Source organism: Novosphingobium sediminis, assembly GCF_007991615.1.
GTDB lineage: Bacteria > Pseudomonadota > Alphaproteobacteria > Sphingomonadales > Sphingomonadaceae > Novosphingobium > Novosphingobium sediminis.
Map to the genome: position 1 here is coordinate 253,989 of NZ_BJYR01000007.1, position 13,944 is coordinate 267,932.

Consider the following 13,944-nt stretch of genomic DNA (forward strand, 5'->3'; position numbering starts at 1 on the left):
CTTACTCCGCCGGATGTACCGCGCCGATTGCGGGCGGTTCGGTCCGGGGGCGACCGCGCGTCAGCATGCGGCCGATTTTCGTCAGCGTTCCCGTGACGAGGCCGTGCTCGGCCATCCAGGCGTGGTATTCGCGGTACTTCGCGTCCTCGGCGAGGAGGTGCGCTTCCTCAGTCTTCGCGCGCCAGAAGTAGACCGCACTGACGAGGCCGAGGATCACGGTGTTGCGGATCGCATCGACCATCGAATGCGTGGTGGTCAGCCAGGGCAGCGTCGAAATCCACCAGAAGGCGTTCTTGGAAAGATAGGCCGGGTGCCGGGTGAAGGCATAGGGGCCGTTCGTCAGCACGCCGCGATAGGTGAGGTTCGAAAAGCGCAAGCCGAAGGCGACCGTGGCCCAGGCGTAGATGCCTGTCAGCACCACCATCGCCACCACCCAGATCCATTCGAGCACCGGCATGCCTTGCAGCCAGAACGTCCACTCCGCGCCGTTGGTGCGGTAATCGAGCACGCCGCCGCTGCCCATCAGGATGAACGGCGGATAGCAGATCAGCGCCGCCACCCAGCCGCCGAGATAGGGATTGGCGCTGCGGATCTGCGCATCAAGCGGCTTCATCGTGAGGAGATAGCCGACCATGGCGATCTGCACATCGACGAGGAACATCGTCTCGATCAGCGCATTGCCGAGCGCGAGCGGATCGCCCAGCACAGCGGCGTAGTTCATCTGCACTACCCCGCCGAAGCCGCCGGGGATGATCGAGAACATGAAGGCGCAGAAGAAGCCCTTGACCGCCCACGCGCGCAGATGGTGCGCGACTTCCGCCTTGTCGTATGCCTCGCGTCCGATGAGCATCGCGCCGAAGTGCCATGATGCATCGCGCGGATTGACCAGTACGCGGTCGAGCCAGAGGACGTAGGGGATCGTGCCAATGAACAGCAGCGGGGCGAGGCCCGAGATCACGTCCATCGCGAAGAGGTACTGCCCGCGCCAGTACCAGCGGCACAGGCAATAGACGAAGCCGAGCAGCGACCATGTCGCCCACAGCCCGGCGACCTTGGTGATCGAAATATCGACCACATCGCGCAACGGGCGCGGATTGGCCCAGTCAATTCCGGTCGAGGCGCGCAAGTGGACCTTGTCGACGAGGAGCGACCACGCAACCATCGGCAGGCCGGAAAACAGCATCGCCGCAAGCGCCGCGCTTGGGCCGGCCAGCGGCTCGTGCGGCCCCGGCAGCGCGAAAGCATCCGCGATCCCTGCCCAGTTGCGACAGACGATCACCCACAGCGCAAGGCCGACGAGCCCGGACAAGCCGACTCCGGCCGAAACATCACTGGCAGGCCTAGAATGGGGTGCACTCATGGGTTGCGGATCTAACCCACAAGGGTGCAGAAAAGGTGAAGGCGTGGACCTTGCTCAGACTGGAGCGCGCCCCGAGCCTACCCGAGAAGCGCAGGGAGGAAGCGGCGGACATGACCGCCGGCGACCTGATCGCGCTGGCGGCCTTCCTTGCCGCCCGAACCGTTACTTGAACGCGGAAATGTGTCCGCTGTCGTCGAGCACGTAGATCACCCCGCCCGCAACGACCGGAGCCAACGTGACCGGAGCGCCGAGCTTCGCGTGGCGCTTTACCGCACCGTCGGTCACCGTCGCGGCAAGGAGTTCGCCTTCCGAGTTCGCCATCCACAGGTGGTCGCCCGCGAGCACCGGGCCGGTCCAGAAGATCTTGCCCTTCTTCTTCTTGACGCTGCGGTAGGGCTTCATCTGCGCGATCCAGCGTACCTTGCCGGTCGCCTTGGCGATGCAGAGCAGCTTTGCCTCGTCGGTCAGCGTGAAGATCCAGTCCCCCGCGACGGCAGGAGTCGAGATGCCCGCGAGGTTGAGTTCCCACACGCGCTGGCCGGTGACGAGTTCGTAAGCGGCCATGCGCCCGCCCTGGCCGAGCGCATAGACACGGCCACGCTCGATGATCGGGTCGGCGTCGATGTCGGTCAGTGTCGAAACCGAGGTCGCGATGCTGGTGCGCGCCAGTGCGTCAGACCAGAGCTGACGGCCGTTTTCGTAGCGGTAGGCGACGAGTTCGCCCGAGCTGTAGCCCGCGACGATGGTGCCCTGCCCGGCGGCGGCTGCTGCCACGCCGAACACGCCGGTCTGCGCGACCGAGCCGGATTCGCTCCACAGCTGTGATCCATCGCTGACGTTGAGCGCGATGATCTGGTTGTCCTGCGTCATCACGTAGACCCCGCCGAACGCAATCGTCGGGCTGCCGCGCAGCGGGCCTGCCGGCTTCACGCGCCACAGCACCTTGCCGCTGGCCGCATCGACCGCAGCGACTTCGCCAAGACCGGTGGTGATGAACACCTTGCCATCATTGAAGGCCGCGCCGCCGCCGAATACCGATGCCGTAGCCTCGGGCAGACGGAAGGCCGCCTTCCATTCCTCGCGCCCGGTCGCGGCATCGAATGCGCGGACCATGCCTTCGGTGTCCATCACGTAGAGCCTGCCGCCGCCGATCACGGGCGCGGCGGCGAGCCGCTGCTTGGGGCTCGATCCGGCGATCCGCGCGAGCCAGATCCGCTTGGGCGATTCCGCAAGCGCGAGGTGGCCATAGGACTTGGATGCCGTGCCGCCTGCCTGTTCCCAATCGGGATTGGCCTCTGCCACCGGCAGCACCACGTCGAGCACCGACATGCCCTCATCCACCTTGGTGCCCGATTCGATCTTCGAAAGGATCGGAATGCGCACGCCCACGGTGGGGGTCGACTTGGTCTTGCTCTTGGTGATCCCGCAGCCGCCAAGCGCCAGCGCGACAACAACCATGGCGGAAACGGCAGCGTGCCGGATCAATCTGGCTCCGGTCATATCCTCAAATCCCATCCCGCAAATCTCTTTACTGTGCTTCGCTGCCGCTGATGGCGGCGGCCGGGTTGTCCACGGCATCGACGCCGAGTTGCCCGGCAAGCTGGCGGGTGCGCCGGCGCAGCGTATCGGGAACGGCCTTGTCCTTGGCGATCGCGGCCAGCAATGCGCCCGCCGCTTCGGTCTTGTTCTGCTTGAGGTAGGCGAGCGCGACGAGTTCGCCTGCGCTGCCGAACCAGGGCTTGCCCGGCACCGCGAGCGGCTTGAGCCGATCGATCACGGTCTGCGGCGCCAGCTTGTCGAAATTGGTCGCGACCTCGCGGATGGTGGCCAGATCGCGGTAGGGGCCGGGCAGCGCGCCATCGGCGGAAACCGCAGCAAACAGCTTCGCCGCCTCTTCCGCCTTGCCCGCCTGTTCGGCAATGCCGGCATCGGTGATCTGCACTGCAGCGCGGTAGCCGGGGTTGCCGGTCTTCACGAGCGGGTCCATCCCCGCCTTCGCGGTCTGGTTGCGGCCTGCCTGAAGCGCATCGAGCGCGGTCACGAAAGTCTCGCTCTGCTGATCGCGCAGGCTGCTTTGGTGATCGTTGTACCACAGCCAGCCGGCAAGACCGACGAGGCCGCCGATCACCACCGCCAGAACTGGCCGCCCGCGCGTGCGCAGCAGGGTACGCAGTTGATCCTCGCGCAGAGCATCGTCCACCTCGCGCAGGAAGGTTTCCTGCGCGGCCGCATCCTTGCTGCTAGATGGGGAGGTACCGGACGGGCTATTCGGAGTGAGAGCCAAGACTGCGCTTTCAGGTCGCTGGTTAACGAATGCGGCTGTTTAGCAGGGGGGCCTGCCAATTCAACCGGTTTGACACAGCGAAACTGTCCAGCAGCTTTATGGAAACGACGGGAGCCCCAGCGCTGCCGCATAAATCGCCCCATGATGGCGAACCATGACCGCTTCGTCGAACTCTTCACGCGCCCGCAGCTGGTTCGCCGCACCGATGCGGCGGCGCAGGGCCTCATCGCTCGCAAGTTGCAGCAGGGCTGCTCCCAGCGCCGCCTCATCGCCCGGCGGCGTGATGAACGGGGCATTCTCCGCCGCGACGATATCCGCCACGTCGCCGACAGCCGGGCTCGCCACCGCAAGGCCCGAAGCCATGGCCTCGACCACCGACAGCGGGAACTGCTCGCTATCGGAGGAAAGCGCGAAGAGATCGAACAGCGCGGTGGCATCTGCCGGTTTCGCAACGAAGCCGGGGAGGTGGACCCGGTGCCCGATCTCGAGCTTCATCGCCTCGGCCATGATCGCCTCGCGCTCAGGCCCTTCGCCCACGATCACCAGCTGCCAGTCGTCCGGCAGGCTGCGGAACGCCCGCACCAGCCGGGGCAGCGCCTTGACCGGGCGCAGGCCGGCGAGCGTGCCGAGCCACTTCTCACCCGGGCGCTTGACCACGCGGGGCAGCGCATCGGGCCGAACGCGCTTTGCCTTGGCGGGTTCGTAATCCTTCACCGGAATGCCGTTGCCGATGCGGTGGACCCGCCCGGCGGGCTGATGCCACACATCGAGCGCGACGCGCTCCAGTTGACGCGAAGGCACGATCAGCGCGCTCGCCCGCGCCAGCGCCACGCGGCGATACCAGTTGCGCGATGTCTTGAGCTTCTTCGCCTCATCCGCGTTGAAGCCGTCCTCGTGGTGGATCAGCGGGGCAAGGCCGAGCGTGGGGCCGAACATCGCATGGGCCATCGCCGCATCCATCGCGCCCCAATTATAGGTGAGGATGAGATCGAAGCCCTGCATCGCGCGGGCCAGTGTCTGCAGGCGGCGCACCCCGAAGCGGCCTTGCAGCGAAGGGAAACCGAACGGGAAATGGACCGAAAGCCCCGCATCGATCTGCGCCCGTGCGCCAAGGGCACCGGGCTGCGCGGATACGATGCTGTGGTCTACCGCCTTGCCGAAACGATTGATGAGGGAGGTGGAGCGCCGCTCCTTGCCGCCCGCATCGAACGTCGAATGAAGATGCAGCAGGTGGAGCCGCTTGCCGGACGCAGACTTGCTCATGTCGGCACGATCACTCCGCCCGCCCAAGCAGCCGGGTCACGGCGGCGACAGCTTCGGCCTCGTCGAGCGTCGGCGCGTGGCCCACTCCGGGCACGGTGACGAGTTCTGCGCCAGCGGCGCGCATTTTCATCCGGCCTGCCACTTCGGTGGAAAGCATGTCCGAATGCTCCCCGCGCAGCAGCAGCAGCGGCCGGCGCGCCACCGCTTCATACATCCCCCACATCACCGCCGGAGCGAGCGCTGGCCCCTGCTCCGCTTCGAACGGCTCGGCAATGTTCATGTCATAATCGAACACGATGCGCCCGCCGGTCCCGATCACCATGGTGCGCTTGGCCATGCGCAGCCAGTCCGGCAGTTCCCAGCCGGGATAGGTATCGCGGTTGGTTTCCTGCAGCGCACGCGCGGCATGGACCCAGGTTTCGTAGCTGCGCCCCTGCCCGACATATTCGCGAATTCGCGCCAGTCCGACAGGCTCGATTTCCGGGCCGACGTCGTTGATGACCGCCGCCGCGATGCGATCCGGATTCACCGCGGCAAGCATCATCGTCATCAGCCCGCCCAGCGACGTTCCGATCGAGACAAACCGATCGATGCCTTCCGCCGCCAGCAGCGCCTCGACATCGGCGACATAGTGCGCCGGGGTGTAGGTCATCGGATCGCGCGCATAATCGCTATCACCGCGCCCGCGCATATCCGGGCAGATTACGCGCCATTCGCCCGCCAGCCGTTCAGCCAGCGCCTCGAAATCACGGGCATTGCGGGTGAGGCCCGGCAGGCACAGCACCGGCGGCTTGCCGCTGCTCCCCGCCCCCGCTGCCGGATAGTCGCGGAAATGCAGCTTGAGCCCGTCACTGCTTGTCCAGCTGCGGTCTTCCCAGCGCTTTTCGCCGCCTTTCAGCGCCTCTGCCATCGTCTTTACCGCCCGAGCCCCGCGCATAAACAAAAGGGGCGCGCTTGCACGCCGCCCGCTTCGCCCCCACTATCGCGCGATGCAGCCTGCCCCGCAAGACGCGATCTACCGTCCCGCCCCGCGTATCCTCGATCTGGCGAACTGGATCGGCGATCCGGTCTCCCCGGCCGATTTCCCCGAAACGAAGCTGCGCTTCCGCAACCAGCGCGCCGCTGCCGAAGTGGGCCTCGCCGGGCTGAGCGATGCGGAGTGGGTCAGCCACATGGGCCGCTTCACGCCGCTGGCGGGCAATCTCCCGCAGCCGCTGGCGCTGCGCTATCATGGCCACCAGTTTCAGGTGTACAACCCGGACCTCGGCGACGGGCGCGGATTCCTCTACGCGCAGATGCTTGATGGCAATGGCCGCCTGATGGACCTTGGCACCAAGGGTTCCGGGCAGACCCCGTGGAGCCGGCAGGGCGACGGACGCCTCACCCTGAAAGGCGCGATGCGCGAGATTCTGGCGACCGAAATGCTCGGCGCGCTGGGGGTCAATACCAGCCGCACGTTCTCGGTAATCGAGACGGGCGAGGCGCTGTGGCGCGGCGACGAGCCCTCCCCCACCCGCTCTGCGGTGATGGTGCGGCTGAGCCACGGCCATATCCGCATGGGCACCTTCCAGCGGCTCGCCACGCTGGGTGAGGCGGACCACATGGCGCAGCTTGTCGGCTATTGCCTCGGCAATTTCCCGGGGCCAGTCGGACCTGAGGACGCCAGCCCCGCCGCGCGGCTGCTCCATCAGGTCGTCGAACGCATGGCCGACATGGCGGCGAGCTACATCGTGGCGGGCTTCGTCCACGGCGTGCTCAACACCGACAACATGAACGTGACCGGCGAGAGCTTCGATTATGGCCCGTGGCGCTGGCTGCCGCGCTGGGATCCCGCCTTCACCGCCGCCTATTTCGACAGCAGCGGGCTCTATGCCTTCGGCCGGCAGGTGCAGGCGATCCACTGGAACTGCGGCCAGCTTGCCGTGGCGCTGCGCACGCTGGAGGAAGCGCCGCCGCTGATCGCCGCGCTCAACACCTTCGAGGACCACTACCGCGCCGCGATGGCCCGTCGCTGGTGCTGGCGGCTGGGCGTGCAGCCGCGCGGGATCGAGGCGGACACCGCTCTCATTGGCCTGTGCGAGGCAGCGATGGCAGACAGCGGCGAAGGGCCGGACGCCTTCTTCTTCCGCCACCGCGGCGGCCGGGGCAAGGCACCCGGCGCGCTCGGCGAGGCGCTGGCGGCCCATGAACCGGTGGCAGACACGCACGCGTACTGGGCCGATCCCGCACCGCAATCGCTGCTGATCGACGAGGTAGAGGCGATCTGGGCGCAGATTGCCGAGAACGACGACTGGTCACTGATGGAAGCCAAGGTCGAGGCGCTGCGCCGCATGGGCGAAGCGCATGGCGCACCTCCGCGCCCGGCCGGACACACCTGAGCGCCACGCATTTCACGCGGCGGGGTTTCTTGTTTGGTTACCACTCGCGTGCCATAGGCCGCACACGCAAGCGGCCCCGAGCCGTTATCGAGGCAAGGCAGAGGAAGGCCCCGCGCACCCGTGTCCACCGGCGAAATCGTCTCTTTCGAACCCGCAACGGGATCGGAACTGTGGCGCGGCCGGATTGGCGACGCCGAGGACGTGGTCGCCCGCGCGCGCCGCGCCTGGCCGCTCTGGGCAGCCCAGCCGCTTTCCACCCGCATCGAACTCCTGCGCCGTTTCGCCAATGAAGTGCGCAAGGAATCGGACAAGCTCGCGGACCTGATCGCCCGCGAAACCGGCAAACCGTTGTGGGAAGCGCGCAGCGAAGTCGATAGCGTGGTCGACAAGGTTGAGGTTTCGGTGCGCGCCTATGCCGAGCGCACCGCGCAGCGCAAGCTCGACAGCGCGCTCAACGGCACTTCCGCCGTGCGCCACAAGCCGCACGGCGTGCTGGCAGTCATCAGTCCTTACAACATGCCCGCGCTGCTGCCTTCCGCGCAGATCATCCCCGCGCTGATTGCCGGCAATGTCGTGGTGTTCAAGCCTTCTGAAAAGGCGCCCGCGACCGGCGATCTCCTGATCCGCTGCTTCCACCGCGCGGGCATTTCGGCGGCGGTGGTGCAAGTGCTGCAGGGCGGGCCGGAACAGGGCCAGACGCTTGCCATGCACGACGGAGTGGACGGCGTGCTGTTCACCGGATCGGCCCATGCGGGCGTCTCGATCAACCGCAAACTCGCCTCCAATCCGGGCAAGCTCGTGGCGCTGGAACTGGGCGGCAACAATCCGATCGTGGTGTGGGATACGCCCAAGATCATCGATGCCGCCACGATCGTCGTGCAATCGGCTTTCACCAGCGCCGGGCAGCGCTGCTCATCGGCGCGGCGGCTCATCATCAAATCGACGATGTACGATGCGCTGATAACCGAAGTGCGCCGCCTTACCGAACGCCTCATCGTCGCCGCGCCGTTCGATACGCCAACGCCGTTCATGGGCCCGGTGATCGACAACGCCGCAGCCGATGGCCTGACCGAAAGTTTCGTCTACCTGCTTTCAAACGGCGGCCGGGCGATCAAGCACATGGCCCGTATCCGCGAAGACCTGCCCTTCGTCAGCCCGGCGATCATCGATGTGACCAAGATCGAAGAGCGGCCCGATGTCGAACTGTTCGGCCCGCTGCTGCAGGTCGTCGCGGTCGACGATTTCGACGAGGCCATCGCCGAGGCCAACAACACGCGCTTCGGCCTTGTCGCTTCGCTGCTGGGCGGCACGCCGCAAGACTACAACCGCTTCTGGGCCAATGTCCGCGCCGGGGTGGTCAACTGGAACCGCCCGACCATCGGCGAAGCGGCCGGCGCGCCGTTCGGCGGCACCGGCCTTTCCGGCAACAGTCGCCCGGGCGGCTACTACATGGCCGATTCGTGCGCCTATCCGGTCGCTTCGGCGGAAATGGAACAGCCGCGCGCGACGATTGGCGTGGGGCTGCGGGATACCTGAGCGCTGCGGGCTGCACGGGCGCTTGCGGTGATGGGGTGAATGGCTGGGGTCGGGTGGGAAGAGGACGTATCGCGAACTACTGATTGCCTGCCCGCTGATCATCACCCGGCCATTTGCGTTGCAGACGAGCCACAGAGCTTAAGTATGCGAACGCGCCGAATGATAGAACGGCGCCACCACTGCTAGGTTCGCCGGTCAATCCAAAACCGCTGATGAAAGTGACGGCAAAGGCACAAAATGCCATTGCCGAGAGTCGCCAGTTCATACCGCTCGTGGAGCTCGCGTAAACAAATGCGTCACGCGTTCGCTTGAACCCAAGCTCTTGAGAAGACTTCATTTCCTTTGTCAGCATTGCATAGCTGTTGACCAGAACAGCTATTCCAAAGAGAGTCAGGCCTACTACCGTCATTGGGATTCCAAGCGGCAGTTGCGCAAAAGAGGATACGAGAGAGATCGACACGGAAGCGAATCCTATAGGCAGCGCCGATCGCTCCAATCTTGACGCAAATGTCAGCCGCGTTGAATGATCTGTCGATCCCATTTCGATATTGTTTCGCATTCGCTCTTACTGTCCGCAAGTGGGCGAAATCGGCCCATCGATTCCGCTGCGCCCTAGCTCTTAGGATCGGGCAGCGGCAGCGAGGGGTCAGCTGGGCCCGCCGGGACAATCGCCAGATTGCGGCTGTTGGCCTGCGAAAGATCGGGATCGACCATCAGCTGGCCCTCGATGGCCGCCTGCATCACCGGATCGTGCGCTGGGCCTTCCTCGCCGCCGCGGGTGCGCGGCGCGTCGGCCGAACAGGCGGCCAGCGCGGCGAGGAGGAACAGGGGCAAGGCGCGGGCAAAGGGCATCCGTGTATCCTTTGCACCCGGCATGGTTAAATCCGCGTCACCAGTGTTACTATGGGCCATGCCATTTTGATGCTTGGTCCTGCGCGCCCATCCTGCCATGGGCCGCGCCATGTCCGCTGCAACCTCCCGCCAGAACGGTGCCATGGCCGCCATCGCGACCTATGCCTTCTGGGGCGTCATGCCGATCTACTTCAAGCTGCTGGGCGACGTCCCCGCGCCTGAGCTGCTGGCCTGGCGGATCGTGTGCAGCATGCCGATCTGCCTCGTGATCATCGCGCTGCAGCGGCAGGGGCCGTCGCTGCTGGCCTCACTCCGCAACCGGACTGTGGTACTGCGGCTGGCCACCAGCGCGGCGCTGACGGCAACCAATTCGCTGATCTTCTTCATCGCTGTCGTGACCGGCCATGTGCTGGCGACCAGCCTCGGCTACTACATCATGCCGCTGATCAACGTGCTGATCGGCACGGTGTTCCTGCACGAAAAGCTGAGCCGCGTGCAGTGGGCCGCGGTGGTGATCGCCGCCATTGGCATTGCCCTCCTAGCGTTCGGCGAGCTCGACATGCTGTTCGTCTCGCTGGCTTTGGGTGTGAGCTATGCGCTCTACGGATTCGTCCGCAAGGTCGTGCCGGCGGGCGCGCTCGAGGCGGTGACGATCGAGACGGGCGCGAGCCTCTTTCCCGCGCTGGCCGTGGTCGGCTGGTATGCGTGGACCGGCAGCGGCGTAGGCGGCGGATCGAGCATGCTGGCGAGCGGGCAGATGGCCGGGCTGCTGATGATCGGCGGCCTGTTCACAGCGATCCCGCTGCTGCTGTTCGGCTATGCCGCGCGCCGCCTGACGCTGTCAGCGATGGGGTTTGCCCAGTTCATCACGCCCAGCATCGGCTTCCTGCTCGGCCACTTCGTCTACGGCGAGCCACTGGATCAAGATCGGACGGTCTGCTTCCTGCTGATCTGGACTGCGGTTGCCCTGTTCAGCTGGGACATGTTCCGTCAGTCCAGACTGAATGCACACACGAAAGTCGCAAGCTAGGGGCGAAAGCGCCAGCCCAGCGTTTCCCCGGCGTGGAAGGGGACGACCATCGTCTCGCCCACATCGATCTCGTCCGGCACGGTGACGGGTGCGCGCTCCAGCGTCACGGTGCCTTCGTTCAGCGGCAGGCGGTAGAAGCGCGGGCCGTGTTCGCTGGCAAAGCCTTCGAACTTGTCCAGCGCGCCTTCTTCCTCGAACACGCGGATATAGCTTTCGAGCGCGAAAGGCGCGTTGAAGATGCCCGCGCAGCCGCAGGCCGCTTCCTTGAGGTGCTTGGCATGCGGCGCACTGTCGGTGCCGAGGAAGAACTGCGCGCTGCCGGAGGTGGCCGCCTTGCGCAGCGCCAGCCGGTGATGCTCGCGCTTGGCGACCGGCAGGCAATAGGCATGCGGGCGGATGCCGCCGACCAGCATGGCATTGCGGTTGATATGGAGGTGCTGCGGCGTGATCGTCGCGGCAAGGTTTGCGCCCGCGCTTTCGACGAACTGGACCGCCTCGCTGGTGGTGACATGCTCGAACACCACGCGCAGGCCCGGCAGCGCCTTGACCAGCGGGATCAGCGTGCGTTCGATGAACACGGCCTCGCGGTCGAAGATATCGACGTGGTTGTCGGTCACCTCGCCGTGGATGAGGAGCGGCATGCCGATCTTTTCCATCCGCGCGAGGACGGGCATGATGTTGGCCACATCGGTGACACCGTGCGCCGAGCCCGTAGTGGCATGCGCAGGATAGAGCTTCGCGGCGACGAACACGCCGGCGGAATGGCCGCGCTCCACCTCATCCGGATCGGTATGATCGGTGAGGTACAAGGTCATCAGCGGGGTGAAATCGGTGCCTGCGGGAAGCGCCGCCATGATGCGTTCGCGATAGGCCGAAACGCCCGCCACATCGGTCATCGGCGGTGAGAGATTCGGCATCACGATCGCCCGTGCGAACTGGCGCGCGGTGTGCGGGGCGACGCCCGCCAGCAGCGCGCCATCGCGCAAGTGAACGTGCCAATCATCGGGGCGGCGGATCGTGATCGAGTCTGGGGTCGTCATGCCCTTCCCCTTAAGCCCCGCGATGCCTATCTGTCACGCATGAGCGCACCCCGTTTGACCAATCGCACTTTGGTGCGGCTTTCCCCCCTCGACGACAGCGAGGACGTAGCGGCCTTCCTGCAGGGCCTTGTCACGAGTGATGTGAAGGGGCCTTTGCCAGTATGGACGGGATTGCTGAGCCCGCAGGGGAAGGCGCTTTTCGACTTCATCGTGTGGCAGGACGGAACGGACCTGCTGCTCGATTGCGAGTCTGCCGCCGCGCCTGCGCTCGCCAAGCGCCTCTCGCTCTATCGCTTGCGCCGCCGCATCGCGATTGCCGTGGACCCGGCGCTCGGCGTCTACTGGCAGGCCGAGGGGGAACCGACCGACCCGCGCCTGCCCGCGCTAGGCCACCGCTGGATCGCGCCCGTCAGCGCGGACGATACTGCGGTCGATGCTGCATGGCTGGCACATCGGCTGGCCCATGGTGTGCCCGAGGGCCTTGCCGAACTCGGCAGCGAGCAGACGCTCTGGCTGGAAACCAATGCGGTTGAGCTCAATGGCGTGAGCTTCACCAAGGGCTGCTATGTGGGTCAGGAAAACACTGCCCGGATGAACTGGCGGCAGAAGGTCAACCGGCGGTTGGTGGTGGTGCCGCTGGACAAGTCGGACGCTGCGCGCCAGCGCACGGCCTATCCGGAGCTGCGGCTGGCCGTGGATCACCGCCGCGTGGAGGATATTCCGGCCGACCTCGTGCCCGCGTGGATGGAACTCAGCCCGCCTGCATGAGCTTGGCGGCTTCGGTCGCCGCATCGAGCATCCGTGCCGCATAATCGCGCGCTGCGTTGCGCGGCAGTTCGAGCGCCTGGCTGAGCGGCCCGCCCATCTGCGCATCGCCGAGCGCCATCAGCACCAGCGTCAACGTGGTCCCGCGCATCTCGTCCGAATGGAAATCGCCGACTTCGATCACGAGATCGTGGATCACATCGACGATCGGATCGAGCGCGTCCTCGTTGCCCGTCAGCAGCATCCACGAAGCGAGTGCACCGGCGCCCTCGCGGTCGAACGCATCGAAGGTCAGGTCCACCACGTCGCGCGGGGAACCGATGCCCGAACGGCTGGCGATCACCGCCTCGCGGATCACCGCGCAGATCGTTTCCGCCAGATGACGCGCGAGTTCCTTCTGCAGGCCAGAGGCCGAGCCGAAGTGGTGCAGCAAATTGGCATGGGTGCGCCCGATCCGCCCCGCGACGGCCTTGAGCGTTACCGCCTGCGGACCGGCTTCGATCAGCAGGGCGCGCGCGGCTTCGAGGGCGGCAATACGGCTTTCTTCAGGACTGAGACGCTTGCGAACTGACATTGTGCGAGCCGATTTCCCCCTTGCGGCGCGCACCTACCCCCGCGCACCGGAGCCCTCACGCCTAGAACTCCGGCGCCTCGGGAGCAAGAGGGACGCGACTTTCAGGCCGCGTGTCGCATCGGCTCCTGATCGTCGCCGCCGCCATCGCCATTGCCCGCTTCGCCGAGGTGGATCTGGTAGACCACGCTCGTTACGACAGTACCGCGGCCTTCGCTGCGACGCGGGCGATGCTCGCCGGTGGGCGTGAAGCCCAGCTTGCGCAACACGCGGCCTGAGGCGGGATTGTCGAGGAAATGGCTCGCTTCGATGCGCTGGTGCCCCAGCGCCCGCGCGATGCAGAGCACGGCGCGCGCGGCTTCGGTGGCATAGCCGCGGCCCCAGTGATCGCGCGCGATCCAGTAGCCGAGTTCGACCCCGCCCTGCTCGCCGGGTGCGATTCCTGCGCAGCCAATGATGCGGGTGCCCTCCGCACCGGGCAAGGTCACCAGGAAGTCCGGATGGCGCGGATCGGCCTCGCGGCTGACGAACCAGCGCGCATCATCGGCCCGGTAGGGCCACGGCGCACGGGCGAGGTTCCGCACCACCGCCGCATCATCGATCGCGGTGTGCAGTTCGGCCCAGTCTTCGGGCCATGCAGGGCGCAGGAACAGCCTTTCACTGCGAATGAACATCAGTCGTCTCCTCATCCGCCCCTCGTTTGCCCCGGCTGCTAACCAAAGGAAATGACAGGCATATTGCGGTCCGCCAGGTCTTGCGCGGTTAATGCGCCAAGGCGTGGCAAGGGTGAGGGAGACAATAAAAAAGGGAGACGGGCTGGCCCCTCTCCCTCGTCAAGCCGGCTCGTTGGAGCCGGCGGGGGGGG

General features: G+C 66.1%; 14 protein-coding genes. 4 read left to right on the top strand and 10 right to left on the bottom strand.

What is annotated here, in order from left to right; all coding sequences use genetic code 11:
* Position 1: 1 nt before the first annotated feature.
* The 5 genes from NSE01_RS05870 to NSE01_RS05890 all read right to left on the bottom strand — a co-directional run bounded on the left by NSE01_RS05870 (position 2) and on the right by NSE01_RS05890 (position 5,817).
* Positions 2–1,360 (bottom strand): methyltransferase family protein, encoded by a 1,359-nt coding sequence (locus NSE01_RS05870; RefSeq protein ID WP_147158690.1) that lies wholly within the window; start codon positions 1,358–1,360, stop codon positions 2–4.
* A gap of 162 nt (positions 1,361–1,522) precedes the next feature.
* Complete coding sequence (locus NSE01_RS05875; RefSeq protein WP_246135050.1) at positions 1,523–2,860, bottom strand: outer membrane protein assembly factor BamB family protein; 1,338 nt, start codon at positions 2,858–2,860, stop codon at positions 1,523–1,525.
* 28 nt (positions 2,861–2,888) lie between these two features.
* Positions 2,889–3,560: a tetratricopeptide repeat protein gene (locus tag NSE01_RS05880; RefSeq protein ID WP_246135051.1), complete on the bottom strand. Its 672-nt coding sequence runs from the start codon at positions 3,558–3,560 to the stop codon at positions 2,889–2,891.
* Positions 3,561–3,740: 180 nt separating this feature from the next.
* Positions 3,741–4,907: a glycosyltransferase family 4 protein gene (locus tag NSE01_RS05885; RefSeq protein ID WP_147158693.1), complete on the bottom strand. Its 1,167-nt coding sequence runs from the start codon at positions 4,905–4,907 to the stop codon at positions 3,741–3,743.
* A 10-nt stretch (positions 4,908–4,917) separates the two neighbouring features.
* A complete protein-coding gene (locus NSE01_RS05890) occupies positions 4,918–5,817 on the bottom strand; it encodes an alpha/beta fold hydrolase (protein WP_147158694.1) in 900 nt (299 codons plus the stop codon).
* A gap of 79 nt (positions 5,818–5,896) precedes the next feature.
* Here NSE01_RS05890 and NSE01_RS05895 point away from each other — a divergent pair, with 79 nt between their 5' ends.
* Together NSE01_RS05895 and NSE01_RS05900 are read left to right on the top strand one after the other, a co-directional pair.
* Positions 5,897–7,285 carry a protein adenylyltransferase SelO family protein gene (locus tag NSE01_RS05895; protein WP_147158695.1) on the top strand — a complete coding sequence of 463 codons (1,389 nt, stop codon included), beginning with the start codon at positions 5,897–5,899 and terminating at the stop codon, positions 7,283–7,285.
* Between the two features lie 120 nt (positions 7,286–7,405).
* Positions 7,406–8,821: a succinylglutamate-semialdehyde dehydrogenase gene (locus tag NSE01_RS05900; RefSeq protein ID WP_147158696.1), complete on the top strand. Its 1,416-nt coding sequence runs from the start codon at positions 7,406–7,408 to the stop codon at positions 8,819–8,821.
* 76 nt (positions 8,822–8,897) lie between these two features.
* On the opposite strand, the gene NSE01_RS05905 is transcribed toward NSE01_RS05900, so the two are convergent.
* A complete protein-coding gene (locus tag NSE01_RS05905; RefSeq protein ID WP_147158697.1) occupies positions 8,898–9,281 on the bottom strand; it encodes a hypothetical protein in 384 nt (127 codons plus the stop codon).
* A 152-nt stretch (positions 9,282–9,433) separates the two neighbouring features.
* The gene (locus tag NSE01_RS05910) at positions 9,434–9,673 is read right to left on the bottom strand and encodes a hypothetical protein (protein ID WP_147158698.1); all 240 of its coding nucleotides are present in this window, start codon (positions 9,671–9,673) and stop codon (positions 9,434–9,436) included.
* 109 nt (positions 9,674–9,782) lie between these two features.
* Between NSE01_RS05910 and rarD the strand changes: the two genes are divergently transcribed.
* On the top strand, positions 9,783–10,703 hold the full coding sequence (gene rarD / locus NSE01_RS05915) for an EamA family transporter RarD (RefSeq protein ID WP_147158699.1): 921 nt from the start codon (positions 9,783–9,785) through the stop codon (positions 10,701–10,703).
* Here the strand turns inward: rarD and pyrC are convergent.
* Complete coding sequence (pyrC, locus tag NSE01_RS05920) at positions 10,700–11,743, bottom strand: dihydroorotase (protein ID WP_147158700.1); 1,044 nt, start codon at positions 11,741–11,743, stop codon at positions 10,700–10,702. The two genes, rarD and pyrC, sit on opposite strands and share 4 nt — an antisense overlap.
* A gap of 39 nt (positions 11,744–11,782) precedes the next feature.
* Here pyrC and ygfZ point away from each other — a divergent pair, with 39 nt between their 5' ends.
* Entirely contained in the window at positions 11,783–12,511 is a 729-nt protein-coding gene (gene ygfZ / locus NSE01_RS05925; RefSeq protein ID WP_147158701.1) for a CAF17-like 4Fe-4S cluster assembly/insertion protein YgfZ, read from the top strand.
* Here ygfZ and NSE01_RS05930 read toward each other — a convergent pair.
* Positions 12,495–13,082 (bottom strand): TetR family transcriptional regulator, encoded by a 588-nt coding sequence (locus NSE01_RS05930; RefSeq protein ID WP_147158702.1) that lies wholly within the window; start codon positions 13,080–13,082, stop codon positions 12,495–12,497. The two genes, ygfZ and NSE01_RS05930, sit on opposite strands and share 17 nt — an antisense overlap.
* 101 nt (positions 13,083–13,183) lie before the next feature.
* A complete protein-coding gene (locus NSE01_RS05935; protein WP_147158703.1) occupies positions 13,184–13,753 on the bottom strand; it encodes a GNAT family N-acetyltransferase in 570 nt (189 codons plus the stop codon).
* Positions 13,754–13,944 lie beyond the last annotated feature (191 nt).